The following is an 18078-nucleotide window of genomic DNA, read 5'->3' as shown; positions in this document are numbered from 1 at the left end:
GGTAAGGAAAACAAATAACCTTGAATAAGGTCACGTTTTATACAGAAACATCCTTGACTGGGGAAATGTGTGATTGAACATTTGTTTTAGTCATGATTATAAGTAACAGCATCGAGACTTTTGTTACCCTCACCTCAGACGAATAGTGATAACGGGAGTGATTAATGAGAAACCTGATGCTGGGCACCAGCTGGAAAATGAACAAAACCCTGGACGACGCCAAAGCCTATTGCGATGTGCTGGCCGCCCGGCTCAATGCCGCCGCCGGCCCCCGCATCCAGCCGTTCGTCATCCCCCCTTTTACGCTGATCCGGGAGGTAACCGAACGGTTGCGCCAGCACGGCGTCAACTGTCTGACCGGCGCCCAGAACATGCACTATGCCGACGCGGGCGCCTGGACCGGGGAAATCTCACCGGTCATGGTGCGCGACTGCGGCGGCGCGCTGGTAGAGCTGGGCCATTCGGAGCGACGCCGCGACTTTGCTGAAAGTGACGCGAATATTCGGAAAAAAGTGCAGGCCGCGCTACGCTATCAGCTACGGCCGCTGGTGTGTGTCGGCGACAGCGCGCAGGAAAAAGGCTGGGGAGTCTCTACCGAAACCGTCGTGCGCCAGATGAAAATCGCCCTGGCCGGGCTGGAGCGCGCGCAGGTTGAACAGGTGATCATCGCGTATGAACCCGTGTGGGCGATCGGCGACGGCGGTACCCCGGCGACGGCCGCCGAAGCGCAGGCTATCCATCGCGCCCTACGGCAGGCGCTGGCTGACACTTACGGCGCCGCCACCGCGGAAAACGTGACGTTGCTGTACGGTGGCAGCGTAAATCAGCATAATAGCCCCGAGCTGATCCAATGCCCTGATATCGATGGATTATTCATCGGTCGGTCGGCATGGGACGCCGAGGATTTTTGTCGGTTGGTGCACGGCGTCGCGACGTTACTGGATCGCTAAGAACACCGCCGAGCCGCAGTTGGCGCTGCACAGGCGTCATTTTCAATTTTCGTCGCCCGCGGGGGCCGGTAGCCCACATTCAGCCAGCAGGCTCCCGCACGCCGGCCCATTTCGCAACCGGCCGGCGACGGAATAATGACGAGACATGGCCAGGAGCCTCTTTGCAACCACACAATGGCGAGTTAATCCATGAGTGAATTCGATTCAGACAGCGAACTACTGACGGAAATTGCCGTCGCCTATTACGAAAACGAACAGACGCAAGAGGAGATCGCCAGCCGTTTCGGCATCTCCCGCATCAAGGTGGGGCGCCTGCTGAAACGCGCGCGCGCGGAAGGTATCGTCGAAATCAATGTGCGCTACCATCCGGTTTTCAGTTCGCAGATTGAACAGCAGTTCATCCGGAGTTTCGGCATCAAACGCGCGCTGATCGCCCTCGACCATCATGATGAAGAGGAACAGCGTCAGCAGGTGGCGTCGCTGGTTTCCACCTATCTGTCCAGCATTATCAAAAACGGCATGACCATCGCGGTGGGACAAGGCCGCAACGTCGCCGCCGTCGCCAGCCATGTCGGCGTCTTTCCCGAACGGCAGTGCAAATTCATCTGCGGCATCGGCGGCACCAAACGCGACGGCGAACTGATCGACGCCGACCACATCAGCCGTCATCTGGCGCGCAAGTTCAACGCCAGCAGCGAAACCCTATACGCCCCGGCCTATGTGGAAAACCCGGCGATGAAAGCCGCCTTCATGCAGAACCGATTGATTAGCGAAACGCTGGAACGCGCAAGCAAAGCGGACATCGCGCTGGTGGGGTTGGGGGATATGAATGAAAACAGTTTCATGGTGCAACTGGGCTGGTTTACCTCGCAGGAGATCATCACCGCACGTCAGGAACAGGGGGTGGTGGGCGACATTGCCGGTTACTCCTTCCTCGATATGCAGGGTACGCCGGTGGACACCGTGATGAACGACCGGGTGATTGGGCTCAGCCCGGAGCAACTGCGCAAAATTCCCTGCGTCATCGCCATCGCCGCCGAGAATACCAAGGCTACGGCGATACTGGCGGCCTTACGCTCCGGGATTATCGATGTGATTGCCACCAGCGCCAGCAATGCCCGCACGGTGCTGAATCTGGAACAGGCGAAATAGCGCCCGGATGGAAAAGCGGCCGCGCATGGCGGCCGATGGGAAACCGATTATCGGGCTTCGCCCCTCACTTGACGAGCGGTGCCCACGGTGCAGAGTGAATAGCGAGGGAAACTGGCCGTCAACGCAGCCGACCACGCGCCAGCGTCAGTTTGTCATGGCTGATGCGCGACAAATTCTGGCTGAAATGACAATGCGTAATGGCAATCGCCAGTGCATCGGCGGCGTCGGCCTGCGGGCTGGCGGGCAATTTGAGCAGTGTTTTCACCATGTGTTGCACCTGGCTTTTTTCTGCCGCACCGGTGCCGACCACCGTTTGTTTCACCTGTCGTGCGGCGTATTCAAACACCGGCAACGACTGGTTCACCGCCGCGACGATCGCCGCGCCGCGCGCCTGCCCCAGCTTCAACGCCGAGTCAGCATTGCGAGCCATAAAAACCTGCTCGATAGCGAAATAATCGGGCTGAAACTGGGTGATGATTTCACTGACGCCGGCATAAATCAGCTTGAGGCGAGTGGGCAGATCATCCACCGCAGTGCGGATGCAACCGCTACCCAGATAGCTGATCTGCCGGCCTTGCTGGCGGACAATGCCATAACCGGTGACGCGGGAACCGGGGTCGATGCCAAGAATAATACTCATCGTTCTCCCCCGGTCGCCTGTTTAGCAAGGAAAACTGCCATTACAGCAGTGCCGCTACCTCGTCGGAGATCTCACCGTTGTGGTAAACCTCCTGCACGTCGTCGCAGTCTTCCAGCATGTCGATAAGACGCATCAGTTTCGGTGCGGTGTCAGCGTCCATGTCCGCTTTGGTGGACGGAATCATCGACACTTCGGCCGATTCGGCCACCAGACCGGCCGCGTCCAGCGCGTCTTTTACCTGACCGAAAATTTCCCACGGCGTAAACACGTCGATCGCGCCATCGTCATAGGACACCACGTCGTCAGCGCCGGCTTCCAGCGCCGCATCCATCACCGTATCTTCATCCAGACCCGGCGCATAGGAAATCACGCCTTTTTTGGTGAACAGGTAGGACACGGAACCGTCGGTTCCCAGGTTGCCGCCGCATTTAGTGAAAGCATGACGCACTTCGGACACGGTACGATTACGGTTGTCGCTCAGACACTCTACCATCACCGCGGTGCCGCCCGGGCCGTAGCCTTCATAAATGATGGTTTCCATGTTGGCGTCGTCATCGCCGCCCACGCCGCGCGCGATCGCCCGGTTCAGGGTGTCGCGCGTCATGTTGTTGGACAGCGCTTTATCGATGGCAGCACGCAGGCGGGGGTTGGAGCCGGGATCGCCGCCGCCCAGACGGGCCGCGGTAACCAGTTCGCGGATAATCTTGGTAAAAATCTTGCCGCGTTTGGCGTCCTGTGCTGCTTTGCGATGCTTAGTGTTGGCCCACTTACTATGACCTGCCATAAAAATCTCCGAAAAAAGCCTGTTGTTCCCTTTATCTTTCGCGCCGCCGCGGCGTTAGCGCCCTCGTTCCCCCGGACACTTACGCGGGTAAGCGCCGGGATTCGCTCGGTCGCCGTTTTGCCGCAACGCGAAATCTATCAGGCTAGGCTGGACAAATAACAAATTCTTCAATCGCCTGCCGGTTGCTCCAGGATTTGGTCAACCGCGCCGCATCGGGCGCACCCAGCCACTGATAAGCCAGATGTTCACTGATCTCCACCGGGCGTTCATCAGGTAACGCCAGGCAAAACCAGTGTTCCAGGTTATGCGTGACGCCAGGGGCATAGCGACGTCTCAAATGAGCAAAAAGCTCGAATTCCACACTGCGTTGACAGTCAACCAGCGTCAGCGCCTCGGCAGCGATGTCGATGTTAACTTCTTCTTTCACTTCACGCTGTGCGGCACATCGCGCGCTTTCATCCTCCTCCAGGCTGCCGGTGACCGACTGCCAGAAATCCGGATCATCGCGCCGCTGAAGCATGAGCACCCGTCCGGTATTCCGGGCATAAATCACCACCAGCACCGAAACGGGTCGCTTATAGTTCATCTTACTGGTTCTCTGCATCCTGCGCGGCTTTGCCCTTACCCACCACCGCGATGGAGAGTTCATCCAGTGCCGACGGGTTGGCGAAGCTCGGCGCTTCGGTCATCAGGCAGGCGGCTGCGGTGGTTTTCGGGAACGCTATCACGTCGCGAATATTGTCGGTGCCGGTCAGCAGCATCACCAGACGGTCGAGGCCGAAAGCCAGACCGGCGTGCGGCGGGGTGCCGAACTTCAGCGCATCCAGCAGGAAGCCGAATTTTTCGCGCTGCTGCCGCTCGTCAATGCCGAGAATGCGGAATACCGTCTGTTGCATTTCGCTACGGTGGATACGCACCGAACCGCCGCCGACTTCGTAACCGTTCAACACCATGTCGTAAGCGTTGGCGATAGCGGCCGTCGGGTTGGCTTCCAGCTCTGTCGGCGACATATCGCGCGGCGCGGTGAACGGGTGGTGCATCGCGGCCAGGCCGCCTTCGCCGTCATCCTCGAACATCGGGAAGTCGATGACCCACAGCGGCTGCCAGCTGTTTTCGTTGGTGATTTTCAGGTCGCGACCCAGTTTCAGGCGCAGTGCGCCCAGCGCGTCCGTCACCACTTTGGCGCTGTCGGCGCCGAAGAACAGGATGTCGCCGTCTTCCGCCGCGGTACGCTCCAGCAACGCTGTCAGAATACCGTCGTTCAGGAACTTGGCGACCGGGCTCTGAATACCTTCCAGGCCGTTGGCTTTCTCGTTAACCTTGATGTAAGCCAACCCTTTGGCGCCGTAGATTTCGATAAATTTGGCGTATTCGTCAATCTGTTTGCGGCTCAGCTGTGCGCCGCCCGGTACGCGAATAGCGGCAACGCGGCCTTTCGGATCGTTGGCCGGACTGGAGAAGACTTTGAAGTCCACGTCTTTGAGCAGATCGGCCACATCCACCAGTTCCAGCGGGTTGCGCAGGTCCGGTTTGTCGGAGCCGAAGCGACGCATGGCTTCAGCAAACGTCATGATCGGGAAGTCGCCCAGATCCACTCCGTGGATTTCCAGCCACAGCTCGCGCACCAGTTTTTCCATCACTTGACGCACCTGCGGCGCGGTCATGAAGGAGGTTTCCACGTCGATCTGGGTAAATTCCGGCTGACGGTCGGCACGCAGGTCTTCGTCGCGGAAGCATTTGACGATCTGATAGTAACGGTCAAAGCCGGACATCATCAGCAACTGCTTGAACAACTGCGGTGACTGCGGCAGCGCGTAGAATTTGCCTTTATGCACACGGCTCGGCACCAGATAGTCACGGGCGCCTTCCGGCGTGGCTTTGGTCAGCATCGGGGTTTCGATATCAAGGAAGCCGTGGCTGTCCATGAAGCGGCGCACAAAGCTGGTGATGCGGGCGCGGGTTTTCAGGCGCTGAGCCATCTCCGGACGACGCAGGTCAAGGTAACGGTACTTCAGGCGCGCTTCTTCGCTGTTGGTTTGGTTGGCATCCAGCGGCAGCGGTTCGGCCCGGTTGATGATGGTCAGCGCGGTCGCCAGCACTTCCACTTCGCCGGTCGCCATCTCTTTGTTGACCTGATTGTCCGGACGGGCGCGCACCACACCGGTCAGTTGGATGCAGAACTCGTTGCGCAATTCGGAAGCCAGAGTGAAGGCCTCCTGACGATCCGGGTCGAAGAACACCTGCACCAGACCTTCGCGGTCACGCATATCAATAAAAATCAGCCCACCCAGATCGCGGCGGCGATTGACCCAGCCGCACAACGTTACTTCCTGGCCCACATGGGACGAATTCAACAGCCCGCAATATTCAGTACGCATTACGATGTCCTTTTACACCGCCGCCGGCGCCCTGTTTCATACGCCAATTGGCGGCGACACAGGGTCTGTGAACCGGTCGGCATGGTTTTTCTGGATTACAGTCCAATGAAAAAAGGGGAGCATTATAAAGGAATTTCCCCACAACGATAAGTACGATGGTAGCGGTCTGCGGGCCGCCCCGCATACTCTTTTTTGCTTTTTGCCGTGCTTTTGCCTGTCGGTTACACAATTGCGGGGTATTATGCTAAAACCCTGTTACATCAGCCGTCATGGCGACTGGCTGTTTCAGGACGTTCACTCGCAGAGAAACCTATCGGGACCAAGGATTTATGTATATCGGCTTACCGCAGTGGCAGCACCCCGGCTGGAACCGGCTGGGCCTGCGCGATCTGGCGGATTATGCCCGCCACTTCAACTGCGTGGAGGGAAACACCACCTTTTATGCGCTGCCGTCGGCGGAGTCCGTGTTGCGCTGGCGCGATATGACGCATGACGATTTCCGATTCTGCTTCAAGTTTCCTTCCGCCATCAGTCATCAGGCCGGATTGCGCCATTGCCAGCAACAGGTGGCGGAGTTTTTCCGTTGTCTGGAACCCATTCACCACCGGCTGGGACAGTTGTGGCTACAGTTGCCGTCTGCCTTTGGGCCAGACCAGACAGACACGCTGTGGCAGTTTATGGACGCCTTGCCGGCAGGAGGATTCCGTTATGGCGTGGAAGTCCGCCACCCGCTGTTTTTCGCCAAAGGCGATGAAGAACGCCAGCTTAATCAGGGGTTGCACCAGCGCGGACTCAACCGGGTGATCATGGATAGCCGGCCGGTGCATCATGCCGCCCCCACCAGCGACGCGCTGCGGGACGCCCAGCGCAAAAAGCCGAAGGTGCCGTTGCATGTGGTGCGCACCGCCGAAGAACCGCTGATCCGGTTTATCGGCAATGAAGATCCGGATGATAACCTGCGCTGGTTCATGCCCTGGCTCGCCAAACTGGCGGAGTGGCAAACGCATTCCCCCTACCTGTTCATCCACACAGCCGGTACGGCCAGCGCGCCGGAACTGGCGCAACGGCTATGGCCGCATCTGAGCGCGGTAATTTCCGGCATGCCGCCCTGCCCGGACTGGCCGCAGCAGTCGTCGCTGTTTTAGGGCGTCATGTTGAAAAACACCGGGCAAACATCGCCGTCGGCTTTTATCACAGTTTCTTATTAATAGCGTTTGATATCCGCCAATTTCACCTACAATATCTTCGCGTTATGCAGGCGACAGGTCGGCGACAGACACGTTATGATAGCGTCTGCCGCTTCTGGTCAGGCAATGGAGTAAAAAATGGTAAGCGCGCTTTATGTGGTGCTCAGCGCATTGTTGTTAGTTAAATTGTCGGTTGATGTGGTGAAACTGCGAATGCAGTACCGGGTGGCCTACGGCGACGGCGGTTTTTACGAGTTGCAAACCGCCATTCGCGTCCACGGCAACGCGGTGGAATACATCCCTATCGGCGGCCTGCTGTTGGTGCTGATGGAGATGAATGGGGCGATGAACGCGATGATTCATCTGTGCGGAATTATGTTGTTGCTCGGGCGGTTATGTCACTACTACGGCCTGCGTCACCGTGAGTTGAACTGGCGGCGCTCCGGTATGGCGGCCACCTATGTTTCATTGCTGCTGATGATTCTGTTCAACCTCTACTACCTGCCCTGGGATCTGGTATTTACCCTGCGTTAATCCCGCCGGGTATCCACGGTAAGGCCTGCTGACGGCGCCTTACCGTCTTTCTCTCATACATCTTTGTCCCATCTTTCTGCTAGAATGCGCCCCTGTTCTTCCCTAGTATGCATTTTCCCTGCTATGTCAAACCGCGATATGCTTTTTTCCGCGCCCATCGCCAACCTGGGCGACTGGACGTTTGATGAACGCGTTGCTGAAGTGTTTCCGGACATGATTCAGCGCTCCGTTCCTGGCTATTCGAATATTATTTCCATGATCGGCATGCTGGCGGAGCGCTTTGTGCAGGCGGACACCCAGGTCTACGATCTCGGTTGTTCGCTGGGCGCCGCCACCTTGTCGATGCGCCGCAATATCCACGTGCCCGGTTGCCGAATCATCGCCGTCGATAACTCGTCGGCAATGGTGGCCCGCTGCCGCCGCCATATCGAGGCTTTTCGCGCCGATACGCCCGTCGACGTTCGTGAAGCGGACATTCTGGACACCGATATTGAAAACGCCTCGCTGGTGGTGCTCAATTTCACGCTGCAGTTTGTACCGCCAGACAACCGGCTGACCTTGCTAAAACGAATCTGGCAGGGGTTGCGCCCCGGCGGCGCGCTGGTGCTGTCGGAAAAATTCAGTTTTGCCGATGCGCCGATAGGCGAATTGCTGTTCAACATGCATCTGGATTTCAAACGCGCCAACGGGTACAGCGAACTGGAAATCAGCCAGAAACGCAGCATGCTGGAAAACGTCATGCTCACCGACTCGGTGGAAACACACAAAGCCCGGTTGCGCGAAGCCGGCTTCAGCCACAGCGACGTGTGGTTCCAGTGTTTTAACTTCGGTTCCCTGCTGGCGTTGAAAGCGGAGCAAGGTTCATGATCGATTTCGGCAATTTCTATCAGTTGATCGCTAAAGGTCCGCTCAGCCACTGGCTTAATACGCTTCCGGCTCAGATCAGCCAATGGCAGCAGGAATCGCTGCACGGCGAATTCAAACACTGGGTTAATACCGTGGAACACCTGCCGACGCTGACGCCAGAGCAGCTCGATCTGGTCCACGGCGTCACTGCCCGGATGAATACGCCGCTGTCAGCCGGCCAGCAGTCGGGCATTGAGAGTCTGCTGCGTAACCTGATGCCCTGGCGCAAAGGGCCGTTTTCACTCTATGGCGTCGACATCGACACCGAATGGCGTTCCGACTGGAAATGGGATCGGGTGTTCCCGCATCTCAGCCCGTTGCAGGATCGGCTGATTCTGGATGTCGGCTGCGGCAGCGGTTACCACCTATGGCGCATGATCGGCGCCGGCGCTCGTCTGGCGGTCGGCATCGACCCGATGCAACTGTTCCTGTGCCAGTTCGAATCGGTGCGCAAGCTGCTGGGCAACGACCAGCGCGCCCACCTGCTGCCGCTGGGCATTGAACAACTTCCGGCGCTGGCCGCGTTTGATACCGTGTTCTCAATGGGCGTGCTGTATCACCGGCGCTCTCCGCTCGACCATCTGTGGCAACTCAAGAATCAACTGGTTTCCGGCGGGGAACTGGTGCTGGAAACACTGGTGGTGGAAGGCGATGAGCACTGCGTTCTGCTGCCGGGCGAGCGTTATGCCCAGATGCGTAACGTCTATTTTCTGCCCTCGTCCGCCGCGCTCGCGCGCTGGCTGGAGAAATGCGGTTTTGTCGATATTCGCGTGGTAGACCAGTGCGTCACGACGCTGGAAGAACAACGTCGCACTAGCTGGATGCGCACGGCTTCGCTGGCGGATTTTCTCGACCCGGACGATCGCAGCAAAACCCTTGAAGGCTATCCGGCGCCGTTACGGGCGGTGCTGGTAGCGCGCAAACCCTAAGCGGGAACGGCTCATCGCCAATATCAGGGCGGCGCGGCGCATCCGTCGATCGCAGACCAGCGCCGACCGCCGCCCCAATCATCCTTAATACGGACCATCAGTTGCGGTTTTTAACGATCAGCTCGATGGCTGCATCCTCGGTCATATCGGTATTTTGGATCTCGACGTTGATATCCTGATTGTTGGTTTCATTAAAAAGCGTCGTATTGCCGACGGTCTGGAAATCGCCGGTTATCGCATCTCCCCTTTCCACTTCATAAATGTCCAGCAACTTAGCGACGATAAATCCGTCTTCCGGATCGCGGATAACGATGAAACCAATGCGATGCTCATGATGCACAACGATTCCACGCATAACAGGATTCCTTTTGGCTGTTGGGATAACAGGCAGCATATCACCGGCTCAGGGCGATAAAAGATAAACGTATAACAATTCAACACATTTTCTGGGCGTGATCACATTCAGTCCGGTAATAACCGCGACGTACAGCAACTGACGTATAACAACTATAGCGTACAGTGAGTGATGAAGCGGTCGTTCGACCGCCGTTACCATGGCAGAAAAAAAGCCCCGACAAGGCGTCGGGGCCTGGTACTCGCAAGCAGACCGCTAAGGGGAATGCTGCGCGGCAAAGGGCATCGGGATATGCCAGACGGTGCCAACGCCCATGCAGGCACGGTCTAGGAGGCGGATGTCGCAGAGGGAGCCGGTTCCGGGCTCAAGGCGTTTTTCATGGCCGCCACAACATCGCCATCAACACAGTAGTGCTGGAATTCATCCATTTCAGTTTCGGAACAGAGCGTGACACCCAATTTGCGATAACGCATCGGCGATGGCAACCATTGGCCTGCCGAGGTGTGCAATTCCTGAATACCACAGGCGCGGAATTTATGCAGGTTGGTCAGCCTGACGCCCGCGCCCGCCATAATAATAGGACCGCAGTTGGCCGCATTAAGTTCCCGTAACAACGTTAACCCATTTTCGGCGCTTTGCTGCTGGCCGGAAGTCAGAACGCGGGCAACGCCCAAATCCGCCAGTTGATTCAGCGCCAGACGCGGATTCAGGCACATGTCGAACGCCCGATGGAACGTGACCGCCAGCCCTTCGCACCGCGCCATAACCTGCCGCATACGCGCCATATCAATATGGCCTTCCTCATCCAGAATCCCCACTACCAATCCTGGAAACCCCATCGACCTGATCTGATCGATGTCATACAGCATCGCCGTAAACTCCTGATGACTGTAACAAAAATCCCCCCCACGCGGCCGCACCATCGGGTGCACCGGAATGGCAAGCGTTTCCCGCGCCTGTCGCAATACGCCATACCCGGGCGTCAGGCCGCCCTCACGTTGCGCGGCGCAGAGTTCTATCCGATCCGCCCCCGCCTGCTGTGCCGTCAGTGCGCAATCAAAGCTATAACAGCAGACCTCCAGCATTGGCATATCCGCCTCCCTTGCAAAAAATAACGAAACCGGAAACACAACGCATTTCCGAAAGAATTGCCCGCTTATCACCCTATGCCGGCATGATACACGCCTAATACTGGCATCCCCTTGCCAGCGGCGGAGAGAGGCGTGTCACACTGGCGACAGGATTTGCGCGTGGAATATGACACGCCACACAATTTAAATGACCGCGAGCTAACCTACTGACCGGCCGACTGTTCGCTGGCTACGATCTCCTGAATACGGTAGGGATGAAATTTCAGCGTGACCCGCCCGTTAGTCACCGCCAGCGTCGGATTGGGCAGGCGTTCATGTTCACCCTGAGGATGGCTGAATTTCAGTTTAATGCCGGGAGTGGTCAGAGCCGCGTCCGGCAGGCAGGCCAGCGCACGGGGATGTAAGGTAGCCGGGTCGCCGGGCAATACCAGCTCCACGTGCTCCCACCCTTCGTGCGGATAATGCTGATTCCCCGGCCACGGCAGTTCCACGCAATCAATCTGCCACGGCCCCACCGTTAACGGTTGATGAAGGATAAACAGACAGATAGGCCGGCCGTTGATCATGTTTTCCGACAGCAACGACCCACAGGCCAGCAACGCCGTACGCCATTGCTCCGCCGTACTGTTCTGATGACAGCGCAGAGAAATGTGGTCGGCGTCAAACGCGGCAAGGTCAAGTTCGAGCTGCTGTGCGAGTTGCTGAAGTTCAGTTTCAAAACGGGAAAGGTCATTCAATAAGGAGGGGGGAAGCGTCGACGGTAACAAAGCGGTCATTATTTCCTCATTAACCTAAATAAATAGTTTATCCAGTCTAATTTAACATAGACAGAAATAACCTCCATCTTTTTGCGACTTTGGTATCATACCGTGCTGGCATTAGCCCGACTTTCTTGTCTTTTCATGCCATTATTTGCAACGGTGGACAAACTTCATTTCAATCAAAGAATAATAACAACAAATACTGTTAACAAAATGACAGAAATATAATAAAAATTACAATGTATTGATTTTTAATGAATTTAAAAACCCGATGAGAGTATTCTTAAATATCCTCTGTAACATTGAGAAATAAACAAAAAACGGATAACTTCGAAACTACCCAACCTCCACTAAATGACCAAAGGGCATTTACCATGTTGCTAATAACCTTCTCTATGCTAGTTGTCATTGCCGGTTATTCACTGTTCCGTCATTTTAAAACGATGCAGAGCACACGACTGAGCACGGACCGTCGACACAAACGACGTTAAATTTTTTATTAATACTCCCCTTCCGCTATTCAGGCTTGCCGGAAAGCCGCGCCTTTCACCTTAAATTTTATTATCGATAATGGCAGCAGACATCTCGCCGCATTATCGGATGCTTTGTTTTATTTTTATTGACGCCCCGCCAGGGGCGCTTGTCATGGTGCTCTGCTGACTACACAACCCAAATATGGTATAAAGAAAGGCTTGATTCGTCATTTAGGGTAAACCGGTGAATATTCAGGCTCTTCTTTCAGAAAAAGTCCATCAGGCAATGATTGCGGCGGGCGCGCCCGCTGACAGCGAAGCAATGGTTCGCCAGTCAGCAAAAGCGCAATTTGGTGATTATCAGGCAAATGGCATCATGGCGGCCGCCAAGAAACTGGGCATGCCCCCGCGCCAGCTTGCCGAGAAAGTAGTACAAACGCTGCAGCTGGATGGCATTGCAGCCAAAACGGAAATTGCCGGTCCCGGTTTCATCAATATATTCCTCGATCCCCAGTGGCTATCCGGCCAGCTGGAACACGCGCTGACCGCCCCGAAACTGGGCGTCGCTGCGGTTGAGCCGCAAACTATCGTCGTTGACTACTCGGCTCCCAACGTAGCCAAAGAGATGCACGTCGGCAACCTGCGCTCGACCATCATTGGCGATGCCGCCGTACGTACCCTGGAATTCCTCGGTCATAACGTTATTCGCGCCAACCACGTCGGTGACTGGGGTACCCAGTTCGGTATGCTGATTGCTCATCTGGAAGATGTGCAAAACGACAACACCAGCGATCTGGAACTGGCGGATCTGGAAGCGTTCTACCGTGAAGCGAAAAAACACTACGATGACGATGCCGTCTTCGCCGAGCGCGCCCGCGGTTACGTAGTAAAATTGCAAAGCGGCGACGAATATTGCCGTTCGATGTGGCGCAAGCTGGTGGACATCACCATGGTCCAGAACCAGCATAGCTATGATCGTCTGAACGTGTCGCTGACCCCAAATGACGTCATGGGCGAAAGCCTCTATAACGCCATGCTGCCAGAAATCGTCGCCGACCTGAAAGCCAAAGGGCTGGCGGTGGAAAGCGAAGGCGCCATCGTGGTCTATCTGGACGAGTACAAAAACAAAGAAGGCGAAGCGATGGGCGTCATCATCCAGAAAAAGGATGGCGGCTACCTTTATACCACCACCGATATCGCCTGCGCCAAATACCGTTATGAAAAACTGGGCGCCAACCGTGTGCTGTACTATATCGACTCCCGCCAGCATCAACACCTGATGCAAGCCTGGAGCATCGTGCGTAAAGCCGGTTACGTGCCGGAATCCGTCAGCCTGGAACACCACATGTTCGGCATGATGCTGGGTAAAGACGGCAAGCCGTTTAAAACCCGCGCCGGCGGCACCATCAAGCTGTCCGAACTGTTGGACGAAGCCTACGAACGCGCGCTGACGCTGATTGCCGGCAAAAACCCGGAGATGGAGCGCGGCGAACTGGAGCAACTGGCGCAGGTGGTATCGGTAGGCGCGGTCAAATACGCCGACCTGTCGAAAAACCGCACCACTGACTATATCTTCGACTGGGATAACATGCTGGCGTTTGAAGGCAACACCGCGCCCTATATGCAGTATGCCTACACCCGCGTTGCGTCGATCTTCAAACGCGCCGGGGTGGAAGAAGCCAGTCTGACCCAGCCGATTGCGCTGACCGCCGAGCATGAACAAGCGCTGGCGACCCGCCTGCTGCAGTTCGAAGAAACCGTTACCACGGTGGCCCGCGACGGTACGCCGCATGTGATGTGCGCTTACCTGTACGATCTGGCCGGGCTGTTCTCCGGTTTTTACGAAAACTGCCCGATCCTCAACGCCGACAGCGACAGCGCACGCCAAAGCCGCCTCAAACTGGCGCTGCTGACCGCCAAAACGCTGAAAACCGGCCTGGATACGCTCGGCATCCAGACCGTCGAGAAGATGTAATTTCTGTCGCGCCTCCCCTTCCCGTCATGGGAAGGGGCCTTTCGATATCATCACGCATGCCTTCCAACCTGCGCGCAGTCCGGCTCATTGCACACTGGCTGATTTGAAACTCTCCAGCGCCGCTTTTGCCTGATTTTGCAATAGCATGACTATCGGCGTGCGTTTGCTGCGGCTGTTGTTCGTCAGATAAGTACCGATCGCACGCAGCAACGCTTCCACACTCGCCTGGGATTTTTGCTGATGAAAACTCGCCAGCGCCGTATCAACCGGAACGATGTTCTTGCGGGTCGTGACCATTAACAGCTCATGGGTGGTGGATTGTTGAATAAATTCGTTATACGGCATCACGCGATTGATACCGGCCATCACCACCGCATCTTTGTCTATCGCGGCCGTCAGCCCGTCGCTGGCCTCGGCAAGTGATTTACCGAACGCCTGGGAATCGGGAAGATGCAGTTGTTTGATGTGATTCTTGCTGTCTTCAACCGCCTCAAGCGATGACGTCAATCCCTGTTTTTCCAACACAGCGCCATCAACATGCGACAACGACCGCAACTTCTCTATGTTGGCTTCAATGCCTTGCATCAGCTTATGTTCTTCATCAACCAGTTCGGCATACTGGTTTTGCAACTTCTCGATGCCATATTTTTTGTTGAATTCAGCAAGCTGGCGATTGGCCTGTTCATCATTAAATTTTCCCACCAACGCCCGGTGGTACTGACTTTTACGCTGCAGCAGCTCCACATATTTCGTTTCCAGCGTTTTCCTTTTATTTCCTGCGCTCAGGCTGCGCTGTTTCAGTTTTTGCAGGTATTTTTCTATGGTCTTACGTTCATCACGCAAAATACGCATGCGCTCGTCGCCGCTGCCAGCAATCGGCTGATTCCCTTGCAGCAGGGTCTTCGCTTCCGTTCCTTTAATAGCGCGGTATTCCGGCGGGTTGGCTTTTTTCCCTATTCCCAGTGTTTCCGGTTTTTCCGGCGCCATCGCGTCTTTCGTGCTGCCGATTTTGCCCACCAGCTCGTAATTCCCCATGCGCCACTCGGCGGCGGTATATTCAAAGATAGTCTTATTAAAGAAATACAATGCTTTGGCCTTTACCACCACCCCAATGGACGCCACCGCTTCCGGCTTGAAGCGATAATCAATCATCAGCGGTTCGATCGTCTTGAACTGGCGCGCATCACGATCGAATCGGGCCTGCCCCCCCAAGTTCACCTGACTGTGCAGCATGGCCTTGCCTTCGGCGAAAGCCCCGGCGCTGAGCGCCAGCAGCAGTTGAGAACCCGCATTCACCCCCAGTTCGGCGCGCAGGCCGATCGCGCCGCTAAAATTGGCATGTTTGCCGACGGCCCATATACCGTCCTTGCCCTTCGCGTTCAGTAATATATTGATATCCAGATTGGCTTTCGCCTCCAGCGAGCCATAGACCTCCAGCCCCGGGAAAATCGGAAATATTATCTCAACCTTGAGCGGCAATCCGGCGGCCAGGCTCTCCAGCGACAGCTGTTTCTCGTAACCGACCTCGCCGAACATCTGCTCCGGATCCAACATCGCCGACGCGCCAAACGCCGAGAAACGCAGTTTCTTCAGATTCAACTGGACACGTTTTACGCTCAGCCCCTTCTGCGTCAGATCAATATCGAAAACCGTGAATGTCATCAAATCTAGCGGCAGAAAATCCATGATCCCGGTGTCGAAACCGGGAATAAACTCCGTCATGTTTTTATCGTCGCTGGCCGGCCGGTTCGGCAACAGCGTCAGGTCCGCTTCGTCGACGTGCAAACCGTCGCGGTTGATCTGCGCGTCTTTGATCCCCAACGAAAACAGCGACGTTTCTACACTAGCGGAAGCAACGGACCCTTTAATCCCATTAGCATCTATGCCAAAGCGCAACTGTTTCGCGCTGCCGGTGACTTTAGCCAGCTTGAGCGCCGCATCGCTGGTCAATGTCATCGACTCGCCGCTCTTTTCGATAAGGAATTGCGGCCGCTCCAGCATAAACCCGGGAAACAGCGCCAACTCCTGCGGACCGCTAACAATAGCGGAAGCGAAATTCACGCCGTTATGATCAATGCTAACGTCATTCACCTCGCCTTTAACACCAACAGCCTTGATATTGATGGTAGCGTCAGCCGACGCCTTCCATCCCTTGGCATCAGCGCTCAATTCACCCTGCACTTTTTCCAATATGACCTGATCGCCAAGCAGTGGGATCTGTTGACCGGTGACCGACCCTGTACCGGCTACCTCATTATTATTTACCGTTAAGTTCGCAATCATCCCCCGGATATCCAGCCCGGTCAGCGGCTGTAGATTCAGTTCGGCGTCGGTAAGCGTTAGCCCGCTCGTCTTGCTGATGGCCGCCTGCTTGATGGTGACGACGCCTTTGCTTTCATGAAAACCATCCATACTGCCCGACTGAAAATGCCCTGTTTCATCAAGCTCCAACATCAAATGCGCGCCCGCATTCCAGCCATACAGACCAATGCCGGCGTAGGCGGAAAAGGTCATCCCGGTATTTTTCTGGTACCTGGCCCGTATGTCCTCCGCCAGCACCGTGCGATTGCCGATGGAAAACTCCTTCAGGAAAAAGCCCAGCTGTTGCAGCCCTTCATTGCTGACCGACAGCGACGTCATATCCAACTGGCGCACTACAAACAAATCGCTGCCGAACACGATTTCCTTGATCAGGTTGATGCTTTCCTGCGATTCCAGAATCGCCCCGCCCTCCCACGGCAGGATCAGCGTCAACTTGCCGTTCTGCCCCAGCGATCCTTCATGATCAAACAGCCGGTAGCCGAGCGAAAACCCAGCGTGCAGCCCGCCCTGCGTCGTTTTTCCATCGCTCTCCTGCTGGGTATTTTTCAGTTTTACGGAGCCGACCTTCAGCCAGATGATGTGCAAATCCAGGCTGGCGATCGCTTTTTTCTGTTCATCCGGCGATGTTGTTTTTCCTTGCTTGCCTGTCGTTGATGTCGGTGCGCTTTCAGCGCCCGGCCCCTGCCACCAGTTGGCGTAGAGGTACTGACCGAATTTGACCGCGCTGCTGATCGGATGGCTGGCCGCGTTAATGGCGATCTTGAGGATATCCACCACCTGCAACAGCACATGGGTAGACGCCCCTTCATCGGCCGCCACCAGCAAGCTGTGGCTAAAGCTGACCGCCCGTTGACTCGGCAGGTAGCTCGCCACCTTGCCGGCCAGAAACAAGATACCGGTTCTCACCGGCGCCGGCAGCGCTTCCCAGATGCCGATGGCGGTACTGAGCGCATTGCTGAACGAGGTTGCCTTATCGATGATTTTTCCAAACGACTCGTAATGCGACAGCATCTTCAGCGCCTGAGCATCGGCAAACAGCAATATGTTGTTCAGACCCAGCGGCAGCAGATGGGTTTTCAGCAGAGAAAAAGTGAAATCGGACACGATGCTGCGCTGTATCGCCTGATGGGAATCCGGCCAGGTATAACGCTGCATCGGTACGGCGGGCGATGTTGCCAAACCGGGTTCCCCGGTCAGCGGCGCCGCGGTCAACATCTGCTGCGCCTGTTGCCCCATGCGGGTCGCCTCGGCTTCCAGCGCCGGATCATCATTGATGCCTGCGCCATGCAGTTGCGTTGTGGCGCGCACCCGCCCCTGCGCCTGTTGCACCACATGACCCAGTTCATGCGGCAGATGGTGCGATTGCCCTGGCGCGAGATGAATATCGGCGCCCTGCGCATAGGCATGCGCGCCGTAGCGCGCCGGTTTATCCGAGTTATAGTGCACCCGGACGTGATCCAGCGATTGCCCGGATAGCTGCTCCATCCCTGACTTCAACGACGACGGCAGGCCGGTTTGTCCCGCTGACGGCGCCGACTGACGATTATCCGGCAGCGCCGTACCTCCCCGACGCGGCTTACGCTGCGTGACGGACTGGGTGTGGTGGCGTTGCTGCCGCGATGCGGAATTAAAGTCAGCCAT

Annotated in this window: 15 protein-coding genes; 7 read left to right on the top strand and 8 right to left on the bottom strand. The window is 56.4% G+C overall.

Translation table 11 applies throughout. The annotated features are described in order from the left end of the window. Positions 1-164: 164 nt before the first annotated feature. A complete protein-coding gene (locus CPA59_RS10580; RefSeq protein ID WP_107759288.1) occupies positions 165-950 on the top strand; it encodes a triose-phosphate isomerase in 786 nt (261 codons plus the stop codon). A gap of 189 nt (positions 951-1139) precedes the next feature. Next, on the top strand, positions 1140-2102 hold the full coding sequence (locus CPA59_RS10575; RefSeq protein ID WP_038918937.1) for a sugar-binding transcriptional regulator: 963 nt from the start codon (positions 1140-1142) through the stop codon (positions 2100-2102). 118 nt (positions 2103-2220) lie between these two features. Here CPA59_RS10575 and ruvC read toward each other — a convergent pair whose 3' ends face one another. The 4 genes from ruvC to aspS form a co-directional block, all read right to left on the bottom strand. Beyond that, positions 2221-2742 carry a crossover junction endodeoxyribonuclease RuvC gene (gene ruvC, locus CPA59_RS10570; protein ID WP_038659051.1) on the bottom strand — a complete coding sequence of 174 codons (522 nt, stop codon included), beginning with the start codon at positions 2740-2742 and terminating at the stop codon, positions 2221-2223. 40 nt (positions 2743-2782) lie between these two features. Then, positions 2783-3526 carry a YebC/PmpR family DNA-binding transcriptional regulator gene (locus CPA59_RS10565; protein WP_038918936.1) on the bottom strand — a complete coding sequence of 248 codons (744 nt, stop codon included), beginning with the start codon at positions 3524-3526 and terminating at the stop codon, positions 2783-2785. A gap of 142 nt (positions 3527-3668) precedes the next feature. Then, positions 3669-4112, bottom strand: a complete 444-nt coding sequence (gene nudB / locus CPA59_RS10560; protein WP_038659057.1) for a dihydroneopterin triphosphate diphosphatase — start codon at positions 4110-4112, stop codon at positions 3669-3671. A 1-nt stretch (position 4113) separates the two neighbouring features. Continuing rightward, complete coding sequence (gene aspS / locus CPA59_RS10555; protein WP_049853934.1) at positions 4114-5904, bottom strand: aspartate--tRNA ligase; 1791 nt, start codon at positions 5902-5904, stop codon at positions 4114-4116. 329 nt (positions 5905-6233) lie between these two features. On the opposite strand from aspS, the gene CPA59_RS10550 reads away from it, so the two are divergent. The 4 genes from CPA59_RS10550 to cmoB all read left to right on the top strand — a co-directional run bounded on the left by CPA59_RS10550 (position 6234) and on the right by cmoB (position 9460). Further along, positions 6234-7049 carry a DUF72 domain-containing protein gene (locus CPA59_RS10550; RefSeq protein ID WP_107759286.1) on the top strand — a complete coding sequence of 272 codons (816 nt, stop codon included), beginning with the start codon at positions 6234-6236 and terminating at the stop codon, positions 7047-7049. 180 nt (positions 7050-7229) lie between these two features. Further along, the gene (locus tag CPA59_RS10545; protein WP_038659066.1) at positions 7230-7625 is read left to right on the top strand and encodes an MAPEG family protein; all 396 of its coding nucleotides are present in this window, start codon (positions 7230-7232) and stop codon (positions 7623-7625) included. Between the two features lie 123 nt (positions 7626-7748). Next, positions 7749-8492 (top strand): carboxy-S-adenosyl-L-methionine synthase CmoA, encoded by a 744-nt coding sequence (cmoA, locus tag CPA59_RS10540; RefSeq protein ID WP_107759284.1) that lies wholly within the window; start codon positions 7749-7751, stop codon positions 8490-8492. Then, complete coding sequence (gene cmoB / locus CPA59_RS10535) at positions 8489-9460, top strand: tRNA 5-methoxyuridine(34)/uridine 5-oxyacetic acid(34) synthase CmoB (protein ID WP_107759282.1); 972 nt, start codon at positions 8489-8491, stop codon at positions 9458-9460. The genes cmoA and cmoB overlap by 4 nt, the downstream gene beginning before the upstream one ends. A 97-nt stretch (positions 9461-9557) precedes the next feature. Here cmoB and CPA59_RS10530 read toward each other — a convergent pair whose 3' ends face one another. From CPA59_RS10530 to CPA59_RS10520, 3 genes are all read right to left on the bottom strand, one after another. After that, a complete protein-coding gene (locus CPA59_RS10530) occupies positions 9558-9854 on the bottom strand; it encodes a hypothetical protein (RefSeq protein ID WP_038918930.1) in 297 nt (98 codons plus the stop codon). A 287-nt stretch (positions 9855-10141) separates the two neighbouring features. Beyond that, positions 10142-10906 (bottom strand): copper homeostasis protein CutC, encoded by a 765-nt coding sequence (gene cutC / locus CPA59_RS10525; protein WP_107759280.1) that lies wholly within the window; start codon positions 10904-10906, stop codon positions 10142-10144. A 203-nt stretch (positions 10907-11109) separates the two neighbouring features. Further along, a complete protein-coding gene (locus tag CPA59_RS10520) occupies positions 11110-11682 on the bottom strand; it encodes a VOC family protein (RefSeq protein ID WP_038918928.1) in 573 nt (190 codons plus the stop codon). 702 nt (positions 11683-12384) lie between these two features. Between CPA59_RS10520 and argS the strand changes: the two genes are divergently transcribed. Then, entirely contained in the window at positions 12385-14115 is a 1731-nt protein-coding gene (gene argS / locus CPA59_RS10515; RefSeq protein ID WP_100849496.1) for an arginine--tRNA ligase, read from the top strand. Between the two features lie 84 nt (positions 14116-14199). Here argS and CPA59_RS10510 read toward each other — a convergent pair whose 3' ends face one another. After that, positions 14200-18078 carry a DUF4157 domain-containing protein gene (locus tag CPA59_RS10510; RefSeq protein ID WP_107759278.1) on the bottom strand — a complete coding sequence of 1293 codons (3879 nt, stop codon included), beginning with the start codon at positions 18076-18078 and terminating at the stop codon, positions 14200-14202.

Origin of the sequence: Dickeya sp. Secpp 1600 (assembly GCF_003049805.1) — a bacterium.
Lineage (GTDB): Bacteria > Pseudomonadota > Gammaproteobacteria > Enterobacterales > Enterobacteriaceae > Dickeya > Dickeya fangzhongdai.
Note: the sequence above shows the minus strand (reverse complement) of the source record. Positions and strands in the feature narration are given on the sequence as shown.